This window comes from Streptomyces sp. NBC_00239 (assembly GCF_036194065.1).
GTDB lineage: Bacteria > Actinomycetota > Actinomycetes > Streptomycetales > Streptomycetaceae > Streptomyces.
Genome location: NZ_CP108095.1, coordinates 3,192,119 through 3,210,310 on the forward strand (window position 1 = coordinate 3,192,119; position 18,192 = coordinate 3,210,310).

Genomic DNA, 18,192 nt, shown 5'->3' on the forward strand with positions numbered 1-18,192 from the left:
GCCGCCGCCCGCGTCCCCCGCCGGGCGCTGATCGGCCACTCTCGGTCAAGTACGAGGAAACGCGTGTCCAAGGGGCGGTCCGGAGCACCGGCGGACCTACTTTGGTCGGGTGGAGCAATACAGGACGCGTTCGCCGTATCACCCCCAGCGACGCCAGCAGCCGGGCGGCCGCCGGCCCGCCCTGCCCGCCCAGGGCGGTGAGGGCGGCCAGAGCGGCGCGGCCGGGCCGGCCGCCGCCCGCACCGCGCGGGCGGCCCGGGCCGCGCGGACCGCACGGGCGGCGCGGACCGCACGTGCCGTCCGGGCCGGCCGGCCGCGGCCGGGGGGCCCGGGCGGCGCCCGGCCCGTGCCGCTGCTGCGCCGGATGCCGGAGCCGCGGCTGACCGGGCTCGGCGGTGGGCTGTTCGCGTGCGTGGCGATGGTGCTCGTGGCCGGGTTCGACTGGCTGTTCTTCGACGGTTCCATGGCCGCGTACGGGGTGCTGTTCCTGCCGGTGGCCGCCGCGACCGCGCTGTGGGTGCGGCCCGTCGACCTGATCACCGCGCCGGTGTCGGTGCCGATCGCCTTCGCGGTCGGGGTGTGGCCGATCGCCGGGGGGTCGGGCGGATTGGGCGGCCAGCTGATGGGGTTGGTGAGTGCGCTGTCCCTGCATGCGGGGTGGTTGTACGGGGGGACGCTGATCGCTGCGCTGATCGTCGTCGTCCGCAAGGCCGTGCTGATCGGCAAGCGCCGAATCCCCCGCCGCGTCGCCTGACCCCCTCCCCCGACACCCCCGCACAGGACCCTGCCGGGCCCGGCCGATGCCCGGGACACGAGCAGCCTCGCCGACGCCCTGCGGGCATCGGCGCCACTTTCAGCCCCTTCGGCGCTTGAGGAGCAGGCCCGGGCGGAGCCCGGCAAACCCCGCGAAACCCTTCAGCCCCTCCGGCGCTTGAGGAGCGGGCCCGGGCAGAGCCCGGCTAACCCCGCGAAACCCTTCAGCCCCTCCGGCGCTTGAGGAGCGGGCCCGGGCGGAGCCCGGTCCCCGGCGCCAGCCGGGTTGTTCTTGGGGTTCCGCCCCAACCCCGCGCCTCAAACGCCGGCGAGGCTGGGTTTCCCGCACGCACCACCGGCAGCGGCTGGAGGCCGCGGAGGCGTCTACATGCCGACGGGCCCGGGGCGGCGGGCCGCCATGGCCGCGCCCACGATGCCCGCGTTGTTCTGGAGCTGGGCGGGGATGATCTCCGCGCGGATGCCCTCGATCAGGGGGAGGAACTTGTCCGCCTTGCGGCTGACCCCGCCGCCGATGATGAAGAGCTCCGGCGAGAACAGCATCTCCACGTGCGCCAGATACCGCTGCACCCGCCGCGCCCATCGCTCCCACGTCAGGTCGCCGTCCTCCTTCGCCTTCACCGAGGCCCGCGTCTCCGCGTCGTGCCCGCGCAGCTCCAGGTGGCCCAGTTCCGTGTTGGCCACGAGCCGGCCGTCCGTGAAGAGGGCGCTGCCGATGCCCGTGCCCAGCGTGAGCAGGATGACCGTGCCGGTCCGGCCCCGCCCGGCGCCGTACGTCATCTCGGCCACGCCCGCCGCGTCCGCGTCGTTCAGCACCGTGACCGGCAGCCCGTCCAGCCGCTCGGACAGCAGGGCCCGCGCGTCCAGGCCGATCCACCCGGCGTCGACGTTCGCCGCGCTGCGCGTGATGCCGTGCGTGACGACGCCCGGGAAGGTGATGCCGACCGGGCCCTGCCAGTCGAAGTGCCGCACGACCTCTGCGACACAGCCGGCCACCCCGTCGGGGGTGGCCGGCTGCGGTGTCAGTACTTTGTGGCGCTCCTGCGCCAGGTCGCCGCGCTCCAGGTCCACGGGAGCGCCCTTGATGCCCGAACCGCCGATGTCCACGCCGAAGATCTGCATGGACACACGGTACGAAAGCGGCGGCTACTTGTCGGCGACCAGCGCGGCGGCCTCGGCCCGCAGGTCGCGGCGGAGTTCCTTCGGCAGCGAGAAGGTGATCGACTCCTCGGCGGTCTTGACGATCTCGACGTCCTCGTAGCCGCGCGCCGCGAGCCACTCCAGGACCTCCTCGACCAGGACCTCCGGCACCGAGGCGCCCGAGGTCAGGCCGACCGTGGTGACGCCCTCCAGCCAGGCCTCGTCGATCTCGCTCGCGAAGTCGACGAGGTAGGCGGCGCGCGCGCCCGCGTCGAGCGCGACCTCGACCAGCCGGATCGAGTTCGAGGAGTTCTTGGAGCCGACGACGATGACCAGGTCCGAGTCGGCGCCCATGGCCTTGACGGCCGCCTGCCGGTTCGAGGTGGCGTAGCAGATGTCGTCGCTCGGCGGCGAGACGAGCAGCGGGAACTTCGTCTTCAGCGCGTCGACCGTCTCCATCGTCTCGTCGACGGAGAGCGTGGTCTGGGACAGCCAGACGACCTTCGACTCGTCGCGGACCTGCACCTTGTCCACGTCGTGCGGGCCGTCGACGATCGTGATGTGGTCGGGGGCCTCGCCGGAGGTGCCGATGACCTCCTCGTGGCCCTCATGGCCGATGAGGAGGATGTCGAAGTCCTCGTTGGCGTAGCGGATCGCTTCCTTGTGCACCTTGGTGACCAGCGGGCAGGTCGCGTCGATCGTCGCGAGCTTGCCGCGGGCCGCCTCCTCGTGGACGACCGGGGCCACGCCGTGCGCGGAGAACATCACGATGGAGCCCTCGGGGACCTCCTCCGTCCGCTCGACGAAGATGGCGCCCTTCTTCTCCAGGGTCTGGACGACGTACTTGTTGTGCACGATCTCGTGGCGGACGTAGACCGGTGCACCGTACTGCTCGAGGGCCTTCTCGACAGCGATCACGGCACGGTCCACGCCCGCGCAGTAGCCGCGCGGGGCAGCGAGCAGGACACGGCGGGAAGCGGGAGCAGTCATGCCGTCCATCGTACGGCCGTCTCCGGAGCGCCGAAGATCCTGTCCGCCCCGCAGACTGGGTCGAAAAGACGTACCCGGACGACACACCGAGCCACGTAGCGGAGCCAGAGGGGGCGCCATGACGGCGGACACGGCCACGACGGCCCCGGACCCCGGCCGACTCAGCCGGAATCTCGGCTTCCGCGACCTGGTCGTGTACGGGCTGCTGTTCATCGCGCCGATGGCCCCGGTGGGCGTCTTCGGCACCCTCGACGCCAAGTCGCACGGCGCGGTCGCCCTCGTCTACCTCGTCGCCACGGCCGCCATGGCCCTCACCGCCTTCAGCTACGCGCAGATGGTCCGGGTCGCCCCGCAGGCCGGGTCGGTGTTCACGTACGCCCGCAAGGGGCTCGGCGAGGGGCCGGGGCTGATCGCCGGGTGGATGGCGATGCTGGACTACCTGCTGATCCCGGCCGTCGCCTACCTCTTCTCCGGGATCGCGCTGCACGCCCTGGTGCCGGAGGTCTCGCGGTGGGTGTGGACGGCGCTGGCCGTTCTGGTCACCACCGCGCTCAACCTGTCGGGCGTACGGACCGCGGCCCGGGTCGGCTTCGCCGTGCTGGCGCTGGAGATCGTCGTCCTGCTGGTGTTCCTCGTCTCGGCGGTGGCGGTGCTGGTGGCGGACGGGCCGCGGCGCGGCTGGCTGTCGCCGCTGACCGGGGACGGCTCGATGGGCTTCTCCTTCGCCGCGGTGCTCGGCGCGGTGTCCGTGGCGGTGCTCTCGTACCTGGGCTTCGACGCGATCGCGTCCTTCGCGGAGGAGGTCACCGGCGGGTCGGAGCGGGTGGCGCGGGCCGTGCTGTTCTGCCTGGCGCTGACCGGGGTGCTGTTCCTCGCGCAGACCTATCTGGCGGCGCTGCTGGAGCCGGTGTCGGCGGCGGAGCTGGCCGCGGACCCGGCGCGGCAGGGCCCGGCGTTCTACGACGCGGTGGAGGCCTCGGTCGGGGCCTGGCTGCACGATCTGATCGCCCTCAGCAAGGCCGTCGGGGCCGCGTTCGCCGCGCTGGCGGGGCAGGCGGCGGCCGGGCGGCTGCTGTTCGCGATGGCCCGGGAGGGACGGCTGCCGCGCGTGCTCGGGCAGACCCGCTCGGGCACCCCGCGGGCGGCGCTGCTGGTGGCGGCGGCGGTGACGCTGGTGGCGGCGGTGTGGGCGGCCCGGCGCGACGACGGGCTGGACAAGCTGGTGTCCGTCGTGGACATCGGCGCGCTGACGGCCTTCACCCTGCTGCACGCCTCGGTGGTGGGCTGGTTCGTCGTACGGCGGATGGCGGGGCCGCCCCGCTGGTGGCGCCATCTGGTCGCGCCGGTGCTCGGCGCCGCCGTGACCGTCGCCGTGATCGTCGAGGCGGCGGGCACGGCTCAGCTGGTCGGCGCGGTGTGGCTGGCGGCGGGGCTGGTGGTGCTGGTGGCACAGCGGGGGCGACGCGCTGGGCGACGCGCAGGGGACGGAGCCTGAGACGGTGTCAGCGCGGCCCGTTAGCCTGCATCCATGGGCGCACGCGCGGGACATAGCGGGGATCGGCAGGGGGGACTGACATGGCGCTGAACACGTCGGCCGAGGCGCCGCTGCCCGTGGGCCAGGTGTCGCGGCTCATCGGGGGCTGGATCGAGCGGCTCGGACAGGTGTGGGTGGAGGGGCAGATCACCCAGCTGTCGCGGCGCCCCGGGGCGGGCGTCGTGTTCCTGACGCTGCGCGACCCATCGCACGACATCTCGGTGAGCGTGACCTGCTACCGGCAGGTGTACGACGACGTCGCGGACGCGGTGTCGGAGGGCGCGCGGGTGGTCGTACTGGCGAAACCGGAGTGGTACGCGCCGCGCGGCCAGCTGTCGCTGCGGGCCACCGAGATACGGCCGGTGGGCATCGGCGAGCTGCTGGCCCGGTTGGAGAAGCTGAAGCGGACCCTCGCCGCGGAGGGGCTCTTCGCCCTGGACCGCAAGAAGCCGCTGCCCTTCCTGCCGCAGCTGGTCGGACTGGTGTCCGGGCGGGCGTCGGCGGCCGAGCGGGACGTGCTGGAGGTGGCCCGGCGGCGCTGGCCGGCGGTCCGCTTCGAGGTGCGCAACGTGGCCGTGCAGGGGGTGCACGCGGTGCCGCAGGTGGTCCGGGCGGTGCAGGAACTGGACGCGCTCGGCGAGGTCGACGTGATCATCGTGGCCCGTGGCGGCGGCAGCGTGGAGGACCTGCTGCCGTTCTCGGACGAGCAGGTCGTGCGGGCGGTGGCCGCGGCCCGCACCCCGGTGGTGTCGGCGATCGGGCACGAGCCGGACTCGCCGCTCCTGGACCTGGTGGCGGACCTGCGGGCGTCCACGCCGACGGACGCGGCCAAGAAGGTGGTGCCGGACGTCGGCGAGGAGCTGGACCGGGTGCGGCTGCTGCGGGACCGGGCGCTGCGCGCGCTGCGCGGGCACCTGGACCGCGAGGAGCGGGGGCTGGCGCACGCGCTGGCGCGGCCGGTCTTCGTACACCCGCACCGGATGGTCGAGGACCGCGAGGAGCAGGTCGCGGCGCTGCTGGCGCGCAGTCGGCGGACGCTGGGGCACCTGCTGGACCGGGCGGACTCGGAGCTGTCGCACACCCGGGCCCGCGTGGTGGCGCTGAGCCCGGCGGCCACGCTGGAGCGCGGGTACGCGGTGCTCCAGCGGGCGGACGGGCAGGTGGTGCGCTCGCCGGAGGAGGTCGCGGCGGGCGACGAACTGCGGGCGCGGGTCGCCGGGGGCGAGTTCCCGGTCCGCGTGGCCGACGCCTGAGCCGGCGGGCGGACCGGGGCCGGAGCCGGTGGCCGGGGCCCGAGCCGGTGGCCCGGAGGCCGCTCCCGATCGGGCTTCGGGGCCGGATTCAGGGCCGACGCCCGGCCCGGAGCGTGCCGGTGTGCATGCGCCGGCAGGTTTCACACGTGCGCAATGTTTTCGCTGGACTACTTACCTAGGGTGGATCTGATGGCCGGGACGGACGCTTCGGCGCTGGGTTACGAGCAGGCGCGGGACGAGCTCATCGAGGTCGTGCGGCGCCTGGAGGCGGGCGGCACGAGCCTGGAGGAGTCGCTCGGCCTGTGGGAGCGCGGCGAGGAGCTGGCGAAGGTCTGCCGGCACTGGCTGGAGGGGGCCCGGGCCCGCCTGGACTCGGCGCTGGCGGGGCGGGATGGCGCCGCCACGGACGGCGGATCCGGGGGCTGCTCCGGGGAGGGTCCGGAGGACCGGGAATAGGTGCCTGCCTGCGCAGGTTGCTGGATTCGTTGACCTCTCAACGAGGCGTGACGATCGCCACCCGCGGAGCAGATAGTTGAAATTTCATCTATCTGGTCGTAGAGTCGGAGACGTCGCTTCACCCAGCACGCACGGAAGGCCCGCCATGTCCCTCGTTCTCGACTCCGCCGCTCAGGACCTCCTCTTCCGCGAGGCCCGCACCGCCAACACCTTCTCCGACGAGCCGGTGACCGACGAGCAGGTTCAGGCCATCTACGACCTGGTGAAGTTCGGCCCCACCGCCTTCAACCAGACCCCGATGCGCATCACCCTGGTCCGCTCCCCCGAGGCCCGCGAGCGCCTGGTGAAGCACCTGGCCGAGGGCAACCAGGCCAAGACCGCCGCCGCGCCGCTCGTCGCGATCCTCTCCACCGACAACGAGTTCCACGAGGAGCTCCCCCGCCTGCTGCCGCACTTCCCGCAGGCCAAGGACGTCTTCTTCGGTGAGCGTGCGGTCCGTGAGCACTCCGCGCTGGTGAACGGCGCCCTGCAGGCCGCCTACTTCATCGTCGGCGTCCGCGCCGCCGGCCTGGCCGCCGGCCCGATGACCGGCCTGGACTTCGCCGGTGTCCAGAAGGAGTTCCTGGACGACGACCACACCCCCCTGATGGTCGTCAACATCGGCAAGCCGGGCGACGACGCCTGGTTCGACCGCTCCCCGCGTCTGGCGTACGACGAGGTCATCACCACCGTCTGAGCCCCGTTCGCGCGGTGAAGCGACAGGAGGCCGGCCCCGGATCACCGGGACCGGCCTCTTTCGCATGCCCGCACGCCCGCATGCCCGCACGCCCGCATGCCCGCATGCCCGCACGCCTGCGTGCCTGCCCGCACGCCTGCGTGCCCGCACGCCGCCGCGCCGCGCGCCCGCCCGGGCACCGAGCCGGCTGACGCCGTCCCGGGCCCCGGCCCGCGCCGGCGTCAGCCCTTCTTCATCTCCAGGGACGCGGCCATCTCGCCGAGCCGCTCGTAGGAGGCGGTGCCGGTGACCACCGTGGTCACGCCCTGCTCCTTGCGGACGAGCGCCCGGTACTTGGGGCCCTCCCACCGCTGCCAGGTCAGGTCCCCGGCCTCCTGCGTCGCCGGCGTCTCGGCCGCCCGCTGGCTCACCTTGCGGACGTACGCGTCCACGGACGGGTCGGTGGACTGTTCCACGGCGATGTACTGGTCGTTCGGGTCGAGGTAGCCCAGGTGCCAGGAATCGGCGTTCCGGCGCTCGTACGAGACCGAGGTCGCCCGCCACTCGTCCGACAGCCCCACGGGCGCGGCCAACGGGTACGGGGCCGCCCGGCGGGCCGTGAGGAGCTCGACCCGGTAGTCGACGACCCGGGTGGGGTCCGCCTCGTCGTCATGCGGGATCACCACGTAGATGAGCGCGACGATGGCGCCGATCACCACCAGTGACCGCACCATGTCCTGGACCGTCTGCTTGCCTTTCATACCTGCCACGCGACCCATCGTCCCTCATCGCCCGGGGCGCCCGACGCCAGGGTGCCCCGCGCGGCGCCGGGCCGTGCCCGCATACCGACCCGGTACCGATGAGCCGCTCATACGTGACCCCCACTGCTCAATATGTCGACGTACCGATAGAGTTCCAGCACCCTCCTTAACGGCCGTCGTCGTGCCGTCGTCGTACAGAAAGGTGCGCTCCGATGACCGAGCACAGCATGCCGCCCCAGCTCGAGGTCTCTCCCGAGGCCCCCGACCGCAACCTCGCCCTGGAGCTCGTCCGGGTCACCGAGGCCGCCGCCATGGCCGCCGGTCGCTGGGTCGGACGCGGTGACAAGATCGGCGCCGACGGCGCGGCCGTCCGCGCGATGCGCACCCTCGTCTCCACCGTCTCGATGAACGGCGTCGTCGTCATCGGCGAGGGTGAGAAGGACGAAGCCCCGATGCTCTACAACGGCGAGCGCGTCGGCGACGGCACCGGTCCCGAGGTCGACATCGCCGTGGACCCGATCGACGGCACCACCCTCAACGCCAAGGGCATGCCGAACGCCATCGCCGTGCTGGCCGCCGCCGACCGCGGCACCATGTTCGACCCGTCCGCGGTCTTCTACATGGAGAAGCTGGTCACCGGCCCCGAGGCCGCCGACTTCGTCGACATCAACGCGCCCGTTTCGGTGAACATCCGCCGGGTCGCCAAGGCCAAGAACATGGCCGTCGAGGACATCACGGTCGTCATCCTGGACCGTCCGCGCCACGAGGGCATCGTCAAGGAGATCCGCGAGACGGGCGCGCGCATCAAGTTCATCTCGGACGGCGACGTGGCCGGCTCGGTCATGGCGGTCCGCGAGGGCACCGGCGTGGACCTGCTGCTCGGCATCGGCGGCACCCCCGAGGGCATCATCTCGGCCTGCGCCATCAAGTGCCTGGGCGGCACCATCCAGGGCAAGCTGTGGCCGAAGGACGAGGCGGAGCGCCAGAAGGCCATCGACGCGGGCCACGACCTGGACCGGGTGCTGCACACCGACGACCTGGTCTCCGGCGAGAACGTCTTCTTCGTCGCCACCGGCATCACCGACGGCGAGCTGCTGCGCGGCGTCCACTACCGGTCCGCGACCGCGACCACGTCCTCGCTGGTCATGCGCTCGAAGTCGGGCACGATCCGCCAGATCGACTCGACGCACCGCCTCTCGAAGCTGCGCGCCTACAGCGCCATCGACTTCGACCGCGCGCAGTAGTCGGGCGCCGGTCCACCGACGCGAAGGGCGCTCCCGTTGTGCGGCGGGAGCGCCCTTCGCGTCGTTGCGGGCCCGGTCGGTGCGTGCGTTACGTGGTCGTTGCGGGCCTGTCTGGTGCGAGCCGGCTGGTGCGAGCCGGCTGGTGCAGCCCTGCCGGCCGTATGTCCGGCCGGGGCGCACGTGGTCGTTGCGGGCCCGGCCGGTGCCCGCCCCTTGGCGTGTGCCCGCGCGCGTACGGGGTCAGCCCGCGGCGGCGATCTGGTCGGCGGCGGGGCCCTGGCGGAGCTCGGCAGCGCGGCGGCGCCGCCGGGCCAGTACCACCCGGCGCTCGGCCGCCGTCAGGCCGCCCCACACGCCGTAGGGCTCGGGCTGGAGCAGCGCGTGCTCCCGACAGGCGACCATGACCGGGCAGCGGGCGCAGACGCGCTTGGCGGCCTCTTCGCGCGACAGCCGGGCGGCCGTCGGCTCCTTGGAGGGGGCGAAGAACAGTCCCGCCTCGTCCCGGCGGCACACAGCCTCCGCGTGCCACGGGCCGTCCTCTTCCCTTACGGGCAGCCGTGGGTTCGGGATACCCGGAACGCACTGAACGGCGGCTGCCTGCAGAGACTGATGCGGCGGTTGCTGCACGGTCTACTCCTGACGACGTATTCGCGAGCGAGAGACGATGCAGCTGTCTCTACCCGCTGCACGCAGGCCTATGCACCGCGTTCCGGTTCAGGAAAGTTCGACTGAATTACGACCCCGGTCCGGCGGGGTTCCGCAGGCCCCGCGGCAGCCACCCGGCAGCCACCCCGCCCAGGCCCCGCACCGGCCGGCACCCCGGCGGCGGGTCAGCGCCCGGACGCGCGCCGCCGGGCGGCGAGGTCGACGAGGCGGGTCCCGGACTTGTTCCGGGCCTCGATATTCCCCAGCACGGAAAAGCCCCTGACGATCACCACGGGCGCCTGCGGATCGGGGTCTGCGGAGCCGTCCGCGCGCACTTCGAAATTACCGAGTACGCCGTTGCCGAATCCGCGCAGCGTGACGTTTTCCGGGACCAGGATTTCGACATTACCGAGCACGCAGCTCACATTGATCTCGGTGAGCTGCTGCTCGAAGACGGACTCGGTGAGGTCGAGTGTCACATCGCCCATGACCGCGAGCGCGCGGGTACGGGCGGCGGGCCGCCAGCGGCCCCGGCGGGCGGCGCTGCTGCACACCGCGACCACGTCCTCCGTCCGGCCGGGGAGCCCCCGGGACGCGGCGGCCGCCGCGGCGTACGCGCCGACGGGCGGGCGCGCCGCGGCGCCACCCGCAAGGCCTGCGCCCGGGATGCCTCCGGGGGCGGCGGCATCGGCGGGGTCCGCGGGGAGGTCCCGTACGAGCCGGTCGAGCTCGCCCACGGTCTTGACGGCGAACAGGGCGTCCAGCCGCTCGGCGTGCTCCTGCCCGGTCAGCCGGCCCTCGGCGAGCGCGTCCCCGAGGATCCGCGCCGTACGGTCGCGGTCCGCGTCGGAAGCCCGGATCCCGGCGGCGGGGACGGGGGCGGCGGGGTGGTGCTTTTCGAAGTCCACGGGACCCAGCATAGCGAGACGCGATAGATCGCGATACTGCCGTTTCCGGTCGACTGAGCCTTACCTCACAGACAGGACCCGGGGCCGAGGTCCTACGCTGGTGCATTGCGCTGCCAATTGGTCGCCAGCGCTGTCTGCCGAGTGAGGAATGGCTGCCGTCATGCCCGAGTTTGCGTACACCGACCTGCTCCCCCTGGGAGAGGACACCACGCCGTACCGCCTGGTGACCTCCGAGGGCGTCTCGACCTTCGAGGCGGACGGCCGTACGTTCCTCAAGGTGGAGCCGGAGGCCCTGCGCAAGCTGGCCGCCGAGGCGATCCACGACATCCAGCACTACCTGCGCCCGGCGCACCTCGCGCAGCTGCGCCGCATCATCGACGACCCGGAGGCCTCGTCGAACGACAAGTTCGTGGCCCTGGACCTGCTGAAGAACGCGAACATCGCGGCGGCGGGCGTCCTGCCCATGTGCCAGGACACCGGCACCGCCATCGTCATGGGCAAGCGCGGGCAGAACGTCCTGACCGAGGGCGGCGACGAGAAGGCCCTGTCGAAGGGCATCTTCGACGCGTACACGAAGCTGAACCTGCGCTACTCGCAGATGGCCCCGCTGACCATGTGGGACGAGAAGAACACCGGCTCGAACCTGCCCGCGCAGATCGAGCTGTACGCGACGGACGGCGGCGCGTACAAGTTCCTGTTCATGGCCAAGGGCGGCGGCTCGGCCAACAAGTCCTTCCTCTACCAGGAGACGAAGGCGGTCCTCAACGAGGGCTCGATGATGAAGTTCCTGGAGGAGAAGATCCGTTCGCTGGGCACCGCGGCCTGCCCGCCGTACCACCTGGCGATCGTGGTCGGCGGCACGTCCGCCGAGCACGCCCTGAAGACCGCGAAGTACGCCTCCGCGCACTACCTGGACGAGCTGCCGACCGAGGGCTCGGCCCTGGGCCACGGCTTCCGCGACCTGGAGCTGGAGGAGAAGGTCTTCGAGCTGACGCAGAAGATCGGCATCGGCGCGCAGTTCGGCGGCAAGTACTTCTGCCACGACGTGCGCGTGGTGCGGCTGCCGCGGCACGGCGCCTCGCTGCCCGTCGCCATCGCCGTGTCCTGCTCCGCCGACCGCCAGGCCGTCGCGAAGATCACCGCCGAGGGCGTCTTCCTGGAGCAGCTGGAGAAGGACCCGGCGCGCTTCCTCCCCGAGACGACGGACGAGCACCTGGACGCCGCGTCGGACGTGGTGAAGATCGACCTGAACCAGCCGATGGACGACATCCTCGCGACCCTCAGCCAGCACCCGGTGAAGACGCGGCTGTCCCTGACCGGCCCGCTGGTCGTCGCGCGCGACATCGCGCACGCGAAGATCAAGGAGCGGCTGGACGCGGGCGAGGAGATGCCGCAGTACCTGAAGGACCACCCGGTCTACTACGCGGGCCCGGCGAAGACCCCCGAGGGCTACGCGTCCGGCTCCTTCGGCCCGACCACGGCCGGCCGGATGGACTCGTACGTCGAGCAGTTCCAGGCGGCCGGCGGCTCGAAGGTGATGCTGGCCAAGGGCAACCGGTCGCAGCAGGTCACGGACGCGTGCGGCAGCCACGGCGGCTTCTACCTGGGCTCGATCGGCGGCCCCGCGGCCCGTCTCGCCCAGGACTGCATCAAGAAGGTCGAGGTCGTCGAGTACGAGGAGCTCGGCATGGAGGCGGTCTGGAAGATCGAGGTCGAGGACTTCCCGGCGTTCATCGTCGTGGACGACAAGGGCAACGACTTCTTCCAGAACCCGGCCCCCGAACCCACCTTCACCCACATCCCGGTCCGCGGCCCCGGCCTGTAACCGCCGCCCACCGAAGCGAAACGAGGGGCCGGACCCCGGGATCCCTCCCGCGACCCGGCCCCTCCCCCGTTCCGGGTGCACAGAGGCCCGACCTCACTCGCGCCTCGGGCGCCCCGCGGGGTTGCCCCGGGGTTCACAAGGGTTTGGGAGGATTCCCGCATGCATCAGGCACCTCTTCTGCCCGCCGTCCGTCCTGCCGTGCGCGTCGTCGCGCATCGCGGGGCCTCCCACGAGCATCCCGAGCACACGCTCGGCGCCTACCGGCAGGCCATCGCCGACCGGGCCGACGCGCTGGAGTGCGATGTACGGCTGACCTCCGACGGGGTGCTCGTGTGCGTGCACGACCGGCGGGTGGAACGGACCTCCGACGGGCGCGGCGTCGTGTCCGAGCTGACGTACGAGGAACTGGCCCGGCTCGACTTCGGCGGCTGGAAGGGCGAACGGCACCGCGGGGCGCGGGTGCTGCTCTTCGAGGACCTCCTCGAGGAGGCCCTGACCGCGCCGTATCCGGTGGGGCTGGCCGTGGAGACCAAGCACCCCACCCGGGCCGGCGGCCGGCTGGAGGCCGCGCTGGTGCGGATGCTCAAGGAGTACGGGCTGGCCGACGGGGGCGGCGGCCGGGTCGAGGTGATGAGCTTCTCGCGGAACGCGCTGACCCGGCTGCACCGGCTGGCCCCCGGGCTGCCCGCCGTGTACCTGATGGAGCGGACGGTACGGCCGCCCCGTCCGCCCTTCGCCGGGCACGCCGGGCCGGGCATCGACCTGGTCCGGCGCGATCCGGGCCTGGTCGCCCGGCTGCGGGCCAAGGGCCTGCGGGTGCGCGTGTGGACGGTGGACGAACCGCAGGACGTGGCACTGTGCCTGCGGCTCGGCGTGGACACGATCATCACCAACCGCCCGCGCGAGGTCCGCGAGCTGGTCGGGGAACTGGCCGGGGAGCCCGTCGGGGAGCGCCCCTAGGAAAGCGCCCCCAGGGAAGCGCGCCCGTAGGGGACCCAGCCCTCGGGCCCGGCGGTCCCCTACGGGCTGAGCGCCGGGCCGGCCGCCGGGGGCTGAGGGCGCGCGCTACCGGGATGGGTCGCGTCACCGGGTGATGTGGAATTCCAGGCGCTCGTAGTCGCCGTCCGGGGTCGAACGGACGTAACCGCGCGCGTCCTTGAAGTCGCCGGTGCCGCCGGTGACCGCGATGTCGAAGGCGGCCGGCTGCTCGTTCGACGGGTCGAACGTCATCATCGCCTGAGCGGTGAGCTGCCCGCCGGGGCCACCGTTCAGCACGAAGGTGCCGACGCAGTGCACGTCGCTGGGGGTCCCGGCGCGCACCACGGTGCAGCTCACGCCGTCCCGGCCGACCTTCTCGCCGCCCTTGGTGCGGTACAGGTCGTCGGCGAAGTAGAACGAGTCTCCGGCCTCGGGCGCCTGGCTCATGTCACCCTGGCTGTCGCCCCCGGACGGGACCTCTTTCGCGTAGAGGGTGAAAGTCAGGTCCGCGGCGGGGGCTGCGGCGGCGGACGCGGCCGCGAACGGGACGCCGAAGGCGACGGCCGCGGTCACGCACGCGCCGACCGCTCCGGCCCTCCTCCTGAAGCTGCGGGGCATGTGGCTGCGGGACATGTGCTGCCTCCTGTGGGGTGGCGGTTCTCCCCCTCGGCCCACGTCTCATTGTCCGACGCCCACCCCGGCTCCGCCCGGCGGCCGGGACTCCGCCCGCAGCGCGGGCGGATCCGTGACACTGGGCGGATGGAATCCCTGTCCCCCGAACGCCTGGACGCCTACCTGAGCCGCATCGGCGCCGACCGGCCGGCCCGGCCCACCGCCGAGGCCCTGCGCGATCTCCACCTCCGGCACCTGCACACGGTGCCGTTCGAGAACCTGTCGATCCACCTCGGCGAGGACGTCTCCCTCGCGCCCGACGCCCTCCTCGACAAGATCCTGGTGGCCCGCCGCGGAGGCTTCTGCTTCGAGCTCAACGGCGCCTTCGCCCTGCTGCTGCACTCCCTCGGCTACGGCGTGCAGCTCCTGGAGGCGCGCGTGCACCCGGCGGGCGGCGGCCGGGGCGTCCCGTACGGGCACCTCGCGCTGCGCGTCGAGGACGCCGAGGGCACGGCCTGGCTGGCCGACGTGGGTTTCGGGGACCACAGCCACCACCCGCTCGCCTTCGAGGAGCGCGGCGAGCAGAAGGACCCGGGCGGGGTCTTCCGTATCGAGGACGCCGCGGACGGCGACCTGGACGTCCTGCAGAACGGCGAGGCGCAGTACCGCCTCCGGCTCCGGCCGTGCGAGCTCGCGGACTTCACGGCCGCCGCCTGGTGGCACCGCACGTCACCGGAGTCCCACTTCACCCGCTCGCCGGTGTGCACCCGCCTGACGGAAACCGGCCGCCTCACCCTCAGCGGCACCACCCTCGTCACGACCACCCCCGAGGCCCGCGCCGAACATCCCCTGACCACGAACGAAGAAGTCCTCACCGCCTACCGCACCCACTTCGGCGTCACGCTGCCCCGAATCCCTGTCCCGCTCCTTCCTCGGGGGTAGCGGACCGGGCCTTCGGCGCCCGACAGTCCCCTTCAACCTTCTGTTGGGCGCGTGGACGGCAACACGCACACCCCGGGTTGCTTCGGGACGCCCACGCCACCTTGCCGTCGGGGTCCGCAGGTCCGGGCACCGTGCCCAGCGCCGCGTTCGTGTTCGGTGCGCGAAGTGATTCGGCCAGGCGGGGCCGGAAAGCACGGCGCCCGGCCGGGGGCCGGCCGGGGCTGTGGGGGTTCGGGGGTGGTGCGGGCGGTGGGAGAGAGGGGGTCAGGCGAAGCGCTGGTTGGCGGCGCCGGTGCAGGGCTGGAGGCGGAGGGGGTCCTTCGCCGCGGCCAGGGTGAGGCACAGGGAGGGGGCGGCGGCCGGGCGGAGGGTGGCGCCGTCGCGGACGAACTGCTGGTTGGCGCCGCCGTGGCAGTTCCACAGGATCAGGGCGGTGCCGGCGGAGTGGTTCGAGGCCGGGACGTCCAGGCAGCGGTCGTGGGTGAGTTCGGTGCGGACGGACTTGCGGGCGGTGTCGTACCACCAGCCCTGGTTGCGGCCGCCGTGGCAGTCCCAGCCGATGACGGCGGTGTTGTTGGCGCTCGCGCCGCCGTTGGCGTCGAGGCAGCTGCCGGTGGCCTCGTTCCGCAGGGGCTTGAAGAGGTCGTCCCAGGCGCCGGTCTGGAGGACCGGGCTGCCGGTGCTGGCGGGGTCGGCGCAGCTCGCCTCGGTCAGGCCCGAGTTGTAGAACTGGGTGAGGCAGGACGCGAAGGCGCCGTGGCCGCGGTAGTTGGGGTGGAAGGACTGCCGGGCGGTGTTCTCGTCCCACGGGAAGTGGTCGCCGAGGTCCAGGTAGAGGCCGCGGGCCCAGGTGTCCTCCATGCACACCTCGTGGCCGTGGAAGAGCCGCGAGTTGTCGAGGTAGAGGGCGCCGGCGTTGCGGGCGGCCGCGCGCATGCCCTTCTCGAAGGCGGGCACGGCCTGGTTGCGGCCCCAGGTGGCGTCGGAGTCGTAGCCCGCGCAGCCGCCGGGGAGCTTGCCGGGGAAGTTGGGGTTGTCGTTGAAGTCGGGGCCGATGGGGCTGGGGTAGCCCATCACGACCAGCTTGTAGTCGGCGTCCGCGTACCCGGCGTCGCGCATGACGGTCTTGAGGTCGGCGAGGGTGGCCTCGACCTTGGGGCGCAGGCCGTCGACGCGGCCCTGCCAGCCGGGGGCGTACTTGGGCTCGCAGGTGCCCTGGCTCAGGACCCAGCGGGTGACGCAGTCGGTCATGACCGGGCCGAACTGCAGGTCGTCGTTGGCGCCGGCGACGAGCAGGACCATCTTGATGCGGGTGTTGCGGGCCTTGATGGCGAGGCTGTCGCTCTGCACGAGCTCGTCGGCGTACTGCTTGCTGCCGCCGATCCTGATGTTGCCGGTGTAGCCGCCGGAGCAGGCCGCGTTGAAGGTGAGGTCGGCGGGGATGCCGGTGCGGTGGATCGCGCTGTCCGGCGAGCGGTGGCACTGGTTGGACGGGGTGTTGGTCGCGGGGTCGTAGTTGCCCACGCCCTCGCCGGAGATCTCGCTGTCGCCGAGCGAGATGAGGCCGGTCTTGCGTTCGGCCAGGGGGCGGATCGCGGAGTCGCCGTAGATCCGGACGGCCTCGGCGGCGCGGATCGCCTCGAGTTCGGGCGAGAGGGGGGTGACGGCGGCGGCCGCGGCGGGGGTGGCCGCCTGGGCCGTCGGGGTGATCGCGGCGACGCCGCCGAGGGCGGCCGCGAATGCCGCGAGCGCGGCGAAGGAAGATCTGAGCCTGGGTTTCGTACGGGCCATGAACGCCTCCCGATGTCGGTGTTACCCCCGGTATTTACTGGCCAGTAAGAGACTTGGGAACACTTCGAACAAGACAATTGCTCAAGTTTTCAGGGATCTTCACTACGGGGGTCCCGGGGAGGCGAGGACCATGACAGGCGATCAGAAGCCCGGCGAGTACCGCACCGAACACGACTCGATGGGCGAGGTGCGGGTCCCGCTGCACGCCAAGTGGCGTGCGCAGACCCAGCGGGCGGTGGAGAACTTCCCCGTCTCGGGGCAGCGCCTGGAGCGCGCCCACATCGAGGCGCTGGCCCGCATCAAGTACGCGGCCGCCGCCGTGAACGCCCGCCTCGGCGTGGTCGACCAGGACATCGCCGACGCCATCGGCAGCGCCGCCGAGGAGGTCGCGCGGGGCCGCTGGGACGGCGAGTTCCCCGTCGACGTCTTCCAGACCGGCTCCGGCACCTCCTCCAACATGAACATGAACGAGGTGCTCGCCACCCTGGCCGGCGAGCGGCTGGGCCGCGAGGTCCACCCCAACGACCACGTCAACGCCTCGCAGAGTTCCAACGACGTGTTCCCGTCGTCCATCCACATCGCCGCGACCGCCGCCGTGACCCGCGACCTGATCCCGGCCCTGGAGCACCTGGCGGCCGCCCTGGAGCAGAAGTCCGAGGAGTTCGCGCAGGTCGTCAAGGCCGGCCGGACCCACCTGATGGACGCCACCCCGGTCACCCTGGGCCAGGAGTTCGGCGGGTACGCGGCCCAGGCCCGGTACGGCGTCGAGCGGCTGCGCGCCGCCCTGCCGCGGCTGGCGGAACTCCCCCTCGGCGGCACGGCCGTCGGGACCGGGATCAACACCCCGCCCGGCTTCTCCGCCGCGGTGATCGCCGAGGTCGCCGCCGCCACCGGGCTGCCGCTGACGGAGGCCCGCGACCACTTCGAGGCCCAGGGCGCCCGGGACGCGCTCGTCGAGACCTCCGGTCAGCTGCGTACGATCGCGGTCTCGCTCACGAAGATTTCGAACGATCTGCGCTGGATGTCCTCCGGGCCGCGCACAGGATTGGCCGAAATCAATCTCCCGGACCTCCAGCCGGGCTCTTCGATCATGCCGGGGAAGGTCAACCCGGTCATCCCGGAGGCCGTACTGATGGTCGCCGCTCAGGTGACCGGCAACGACACGACGGTGGCCGTGGCGGGCGCCGCCGGCAACTTCGAACTCAACGTCATGTTGCCGGTGATGGCGAAGAACCTCCTGGAGTCCGTCCGGCTGCTCGCGAACGCCGCCCGGCTGCTCGCCGACCGCACGGTGGCCGGGATCACCGCCAACGTGGAGCGGGCCAGGGAGTACGCCGAGTCCTCGCCCTCGGTGGTCACCCCGCTCAACAAGTACATCGGGTACGAGGAGGCCGCCAAGGTCGCCAAGAAGTCCCTCGCGGAACGTAAGACGATCCGCGAGGTGGTGCTGGAGTCCGGCTACGTCGAGCGCGGCGACCTGACCGTCGAACAGCTCGACGAGGCCCTCGACGTCCTGCGGATGACCCACCCCTGACCGGCCCCGGCCGACCCGTCCGCGCCCCGGAACCGGCCCGGACGGGGGTCGGAAATCAGCCGAATCCTGTCCGTGACCTGCACCGCAGCGGTC

At 72.5% G+C, this 18,192-nt stretch carries 17 protein-coding genes; 10 read left to right on the forward strand and 7 right to left on the reverse strand.

The features are described from left to right. Positions 1-109 precede the first annotated feature (109 nt). Entirely contained in the window at positions 110-754 is a 645-nt protein-coding gene (locus OG764_RS13800; RefSeq protein WP_328968719.1) for a DUF6542 domain-containing protein, read from the forward strand. Between the two features lie 383 nt (positions 755-1,137). On the opposite strand, the gene ppgK is transcribed toward OG764_RS13800, so the two are convergent. After that, entirely contained in the window at positions 1,138-1,893 is a 756-nt protein-coding gene (ppgK, locus tag OG764_RS13805) for a polyphosphate--glucose phosphotransferase (RefSeq protein WP_328968720.1), read from the reverse strand. Positions 1,894-1,917: 24 nt separating this feature from the next. Next, positions 1,918-2,910, reverse strand: a complete 993-nt coding sequence (locus OG764_RS13810) for a 4-hydroxy-3-methylbut-2-enyl diphosphate reductase (protein ID WP_328968721.1) — start codon at positions 2,908-2,910, stop codon at positions 1,918-1,920. A gap of 109 nt (positions 2,911-3,019) precedes the next feature. On the opposite strand from OG764_RS13810, the gene OG764_RS13815 reads away from it, so the two are divergent. The 4 genes from OG764_RS13815 to OG764_RS13830 all read left to right on the forward strand — a co-directional run bounded on the left by OG764_RS13815 (position 3,020) and on the right by OG764_RS13830 (position 6,880). Further along, a complete protein-coding gene (locus OG764_RS13815) occupies positions 3,020-4,396 on the forward strand; it encodes an APC family permease (RefSeq protein WP_328968722.1) in 1,377 nt (458 codons plus the stop codon). An 80-nt stretch (positions 4,397-4,476) separates the two neighbouring features. Continuing rightward, the gene (xseA, locus tag OG764_RS13820) at positions 4,477-5,688 is read left to right on the forward strand and encodes an exodeoxyribonuclease VII large subunit (RefSeq protein WP_328968723.1); all 1,212 of its coding nucleotides are present in this window, start codon (positions 4,477-4,479) and stop codon (positions 5,686-5,688) included. Positions 5,689-5,877: 189 nt separating this feature from the next. Beyond that, the gene (locus OG764_RS13825) at positions 5,878-6,144 is read left to right on the forward strand and encodes an exodeoxyribonuclease VII small subunit (protein WP_328968724.1); all 267 of its coding nucleotides are present in this window, start codon (positions 5,878-5,880) and stop codon (positions 6,142-6,144) included. Between the two features lie 145 nt (positions 6,145-6,289). Further along, the gene (locus OG764_RS13830; protein WP_328968725.1) at positions 6,290-6,880 is read left to right on the forward strand and encodes a malonic semialdehyde reductase; all 591 of its coding nucleotides are present in this window, start codon (positions 6,290-6,292) and stop codon (positions 6,878-6,880) included. A gap of 221 nt (positions 6,881-7,101) precedes the next feature. Here the strand turns inward: OG764_RS13830 and OG764_RS13835 are convergent, their stop codons facing one another. Next, positions 7,102-7,629, reverse strand: coding sequence for a DUF4245 domain-containing protein (locus tag OG764_RS13835; RefSeq protein ID WP_328968726.1), 528 nt, complete (start codon positions 7,627-7,629; stop codon positions 7,102-7,104). Between the two features lie 203 nt (positions 7,630-7,832). Here OG764_RS13835 and glpX point away from each other — a divergent pair, with 203 nt between their 5' ends. Further along, positions 7,833-8,864, forward strand: a complete 1,032-nt coding sequence (glpX, locus tag OG764_RS13840; protein ID WP_328968727.1) for a class II fructose-bisphosphatase — start codon at positions 7,833-7,835, stop codon at positions 8,862-8,864. 240 nt (positions 8,865-9,104) lie between these two features. Here the strand turns inward: glpX and OG764_RS13845 are convergent, their stop codons facing one another. Both OG764_RS13845 and OG764_RS13850 read right to left on the reverse strand, forming a co-directional pair. After that, on the reverse strand, positions 9,105-9,491 hold the full coding sequence (locus OG764_RS13845; protein ID WP_328968728.1) for a WhiB family transcriptional regulator: 387 nt from the start codon (positions 9,489-9,491) through the stop codon (positions 9,105-9,107). A 203-nt stretch (positions 9,492-9,694) separates the two neighbouring features. Then, positions 9,695-10,417, reverse strand: a complete 723-nt coding sequence (locus OG764_RS13850; protein WP_328968729.1) for a DUF1707 SHOCT-like domain-containing protein — start codon at positions 10,415-10,417, stop codon at positions 9,695-9,697. Positions 10,418-10,577: 160 nt separating this feature from the next. On the opposite strand from OG764_RS13850, the gene OG764_RS13855 reads away from it, so the two are divergent. Both OG764_RS13855 and OG764_RS13860 read left to right on the forward strand, forming a co-directional pair. After that, a complete protein-coding gene (locus OG764_RS13855) occupies positions 10,578-12,242 on the forward strand; it encodes a fumarate hydratase (RefSeq protein WP_328968730.1) in 1,665 nt (554 codons plus the stop codon). Positions 12,243-12,401: 159 nt separating this feature from the next. Then, complete coding sequence (locus OG764_RS13860) at positions 12,402-13,202, forward strand: glycerophosphodiester phosphodiesterase (RefSeq protein ID WP_328968731.1); 801 nt, start codon at positions 12,402-12,404, stop codon at positions 13,200-13,202. Between the two features lie 123 nt (positions 13,203-13,325). On the opposite strand, the gene OG764_RS13865 is transcribed toward OG764_RS13860, so the two are convergent. After that, positions 13,326-13,853, reverse strand: coding sequence for a hypothetical protein (locus tag OG764_RS13865; RefSeq protein WP_328968732.1), 528 nt, complete (start codon positions 13,851-13,853; stop codon positions 13,326-13,328). 126 nt (positions 13,854-13,979) lie between these two features. Here OG764_RS13865 and OG764_RS13870 point away from each other — a divergent pair, with 126 nt between their 5' ends. Next, entirely contained in the window at positions 13,980-14,774 is a 795-nt protein-coding gene (locus OG764_RS13870) for an arylamine N-acetyltransferase family protein (protein WP_328968733.1), read from the forward strand. Between the two features lie 264 nt (positions 14,775-15,038). Here OG764_RS13870 and OG764_RS13875 read toward each other — a convergent pair whose 3' ends face one another. Continuing rightward, positions 15,039-16,565 (reverse strand): ricin-type beta-trefoil lectin domain protein, encoded by a 1,527-nt coding sequence (locus tag OG764_RS13875; protein ID WP_328968734.1) that lies wholly within the window; start codon positions 16,563-16,565, stop codon positions 15,039-15,041. Positions 16,566-16,695: 130 nt separating this feature from the next. Here OG764_RS13875 and OG764_RS13880 point away from each other — a divergent pair, with 130 nt between their 5' ends. Continuing rightward, on the forward strand, positions 16,696-18,099 hold the full coding sequence (locus OG764_RS13880) for a class II fumarate hydratase (RefSeq protein ID WP_328968735.1): 1,404 nt from the start codon (positions 16,696-16,698) through the stop codon (positions 18,097-18,099). Positions 18,100-18,192: the final 93 nt, after the last annotated feature.

Coding starts and splice junctions, on each gene's coding strand:
- OG764_RS13880 (WP_328968735.1), top strand. CDS start 16,696: ATGACAGGCGATCAGAAGCCCGGCGAGTACCGCACCGAACACGACTCG.
- glpX (WP_328968727.1), top strand. CDS start 7,833: ATGACCGAGCACAGCATGCCGCCCCAGCTCGAGGTCTCTCCCGAGGCC.
- OG764_RS13830 (WP_328968725.1), top strand. CDS start 6,290: ATGTCCCTCGTTCTCGACTCCGCCGCTCAGGACCTCCTCTTCCGCGAG.
- OG764_RS13860 (WP_328968731.1), top strand. CDS start 12,402: ATGCATCAGGCACCTCTTCTGCCCGCCGTCCGTCCTGCCGTGCGCGTC.
- ppgK (WP_328968720.1), bottom strand. CDS start 1,893: ATGCAGATCTTCGGCGTGGACATCGGCGGTTCGGGCATCAAGGGCGCT.
- OG764_RS13865 (WP_328968732.1), bottom strand. CDS start 13,853: ATGTCCCGCAGCCACATGCCCCGCAGCTTCAGGAGGAGGGCCGGAGCG.
- OG764_RS13875 (WP_328968734.1), bottom strand. CDS start 16,565: ATGGCCCGTACGAAACCCAGGCTCAGATCTTCCTTCGCCGCGCTCGCG.
- OG764_RS13825 (WP_328968724.1), top strand. CDS start 5,878: ATGGCCGGGACGGACGCTTCGGCGCTGGGTTACGAGCAGGCGCGGGAC.
- OG764_RS13815 (WP_328968722.1), top strand. CDS start 3,020: ATGACGGCGGACACGGCCACGACGGCCCCGGACCCCGGCCGACTCAGC.
- xseA (WP_328968723.1), top strand. CDS start 4,477: ATGGCGCTGAACACGTCGGCCGAGGCGCCGCTGCCCGTGGGCCAGGTG.
- OG764_RS13855 (WP_328968730.1), top strand. CDS start 10,578: ATGCCCGAGTTTGCGTACACCGACCTGCTCCCCCTGGGAGAGGACACC.
- OG764_RS13870 (WP_328968733.1), top strand. CDS start 13,980: ATGGAATCCCTGTCCCCCGAACGCCTGGACGCCTACCTGAGCCGCATC.
- OG764_RS13810 (WP_328968721.1), bottom strand. CDS start 2,910: ATGGACGGCATGACTGCTCCCGCTTCCCGCCGTGTCCTGCTCGCTGCC.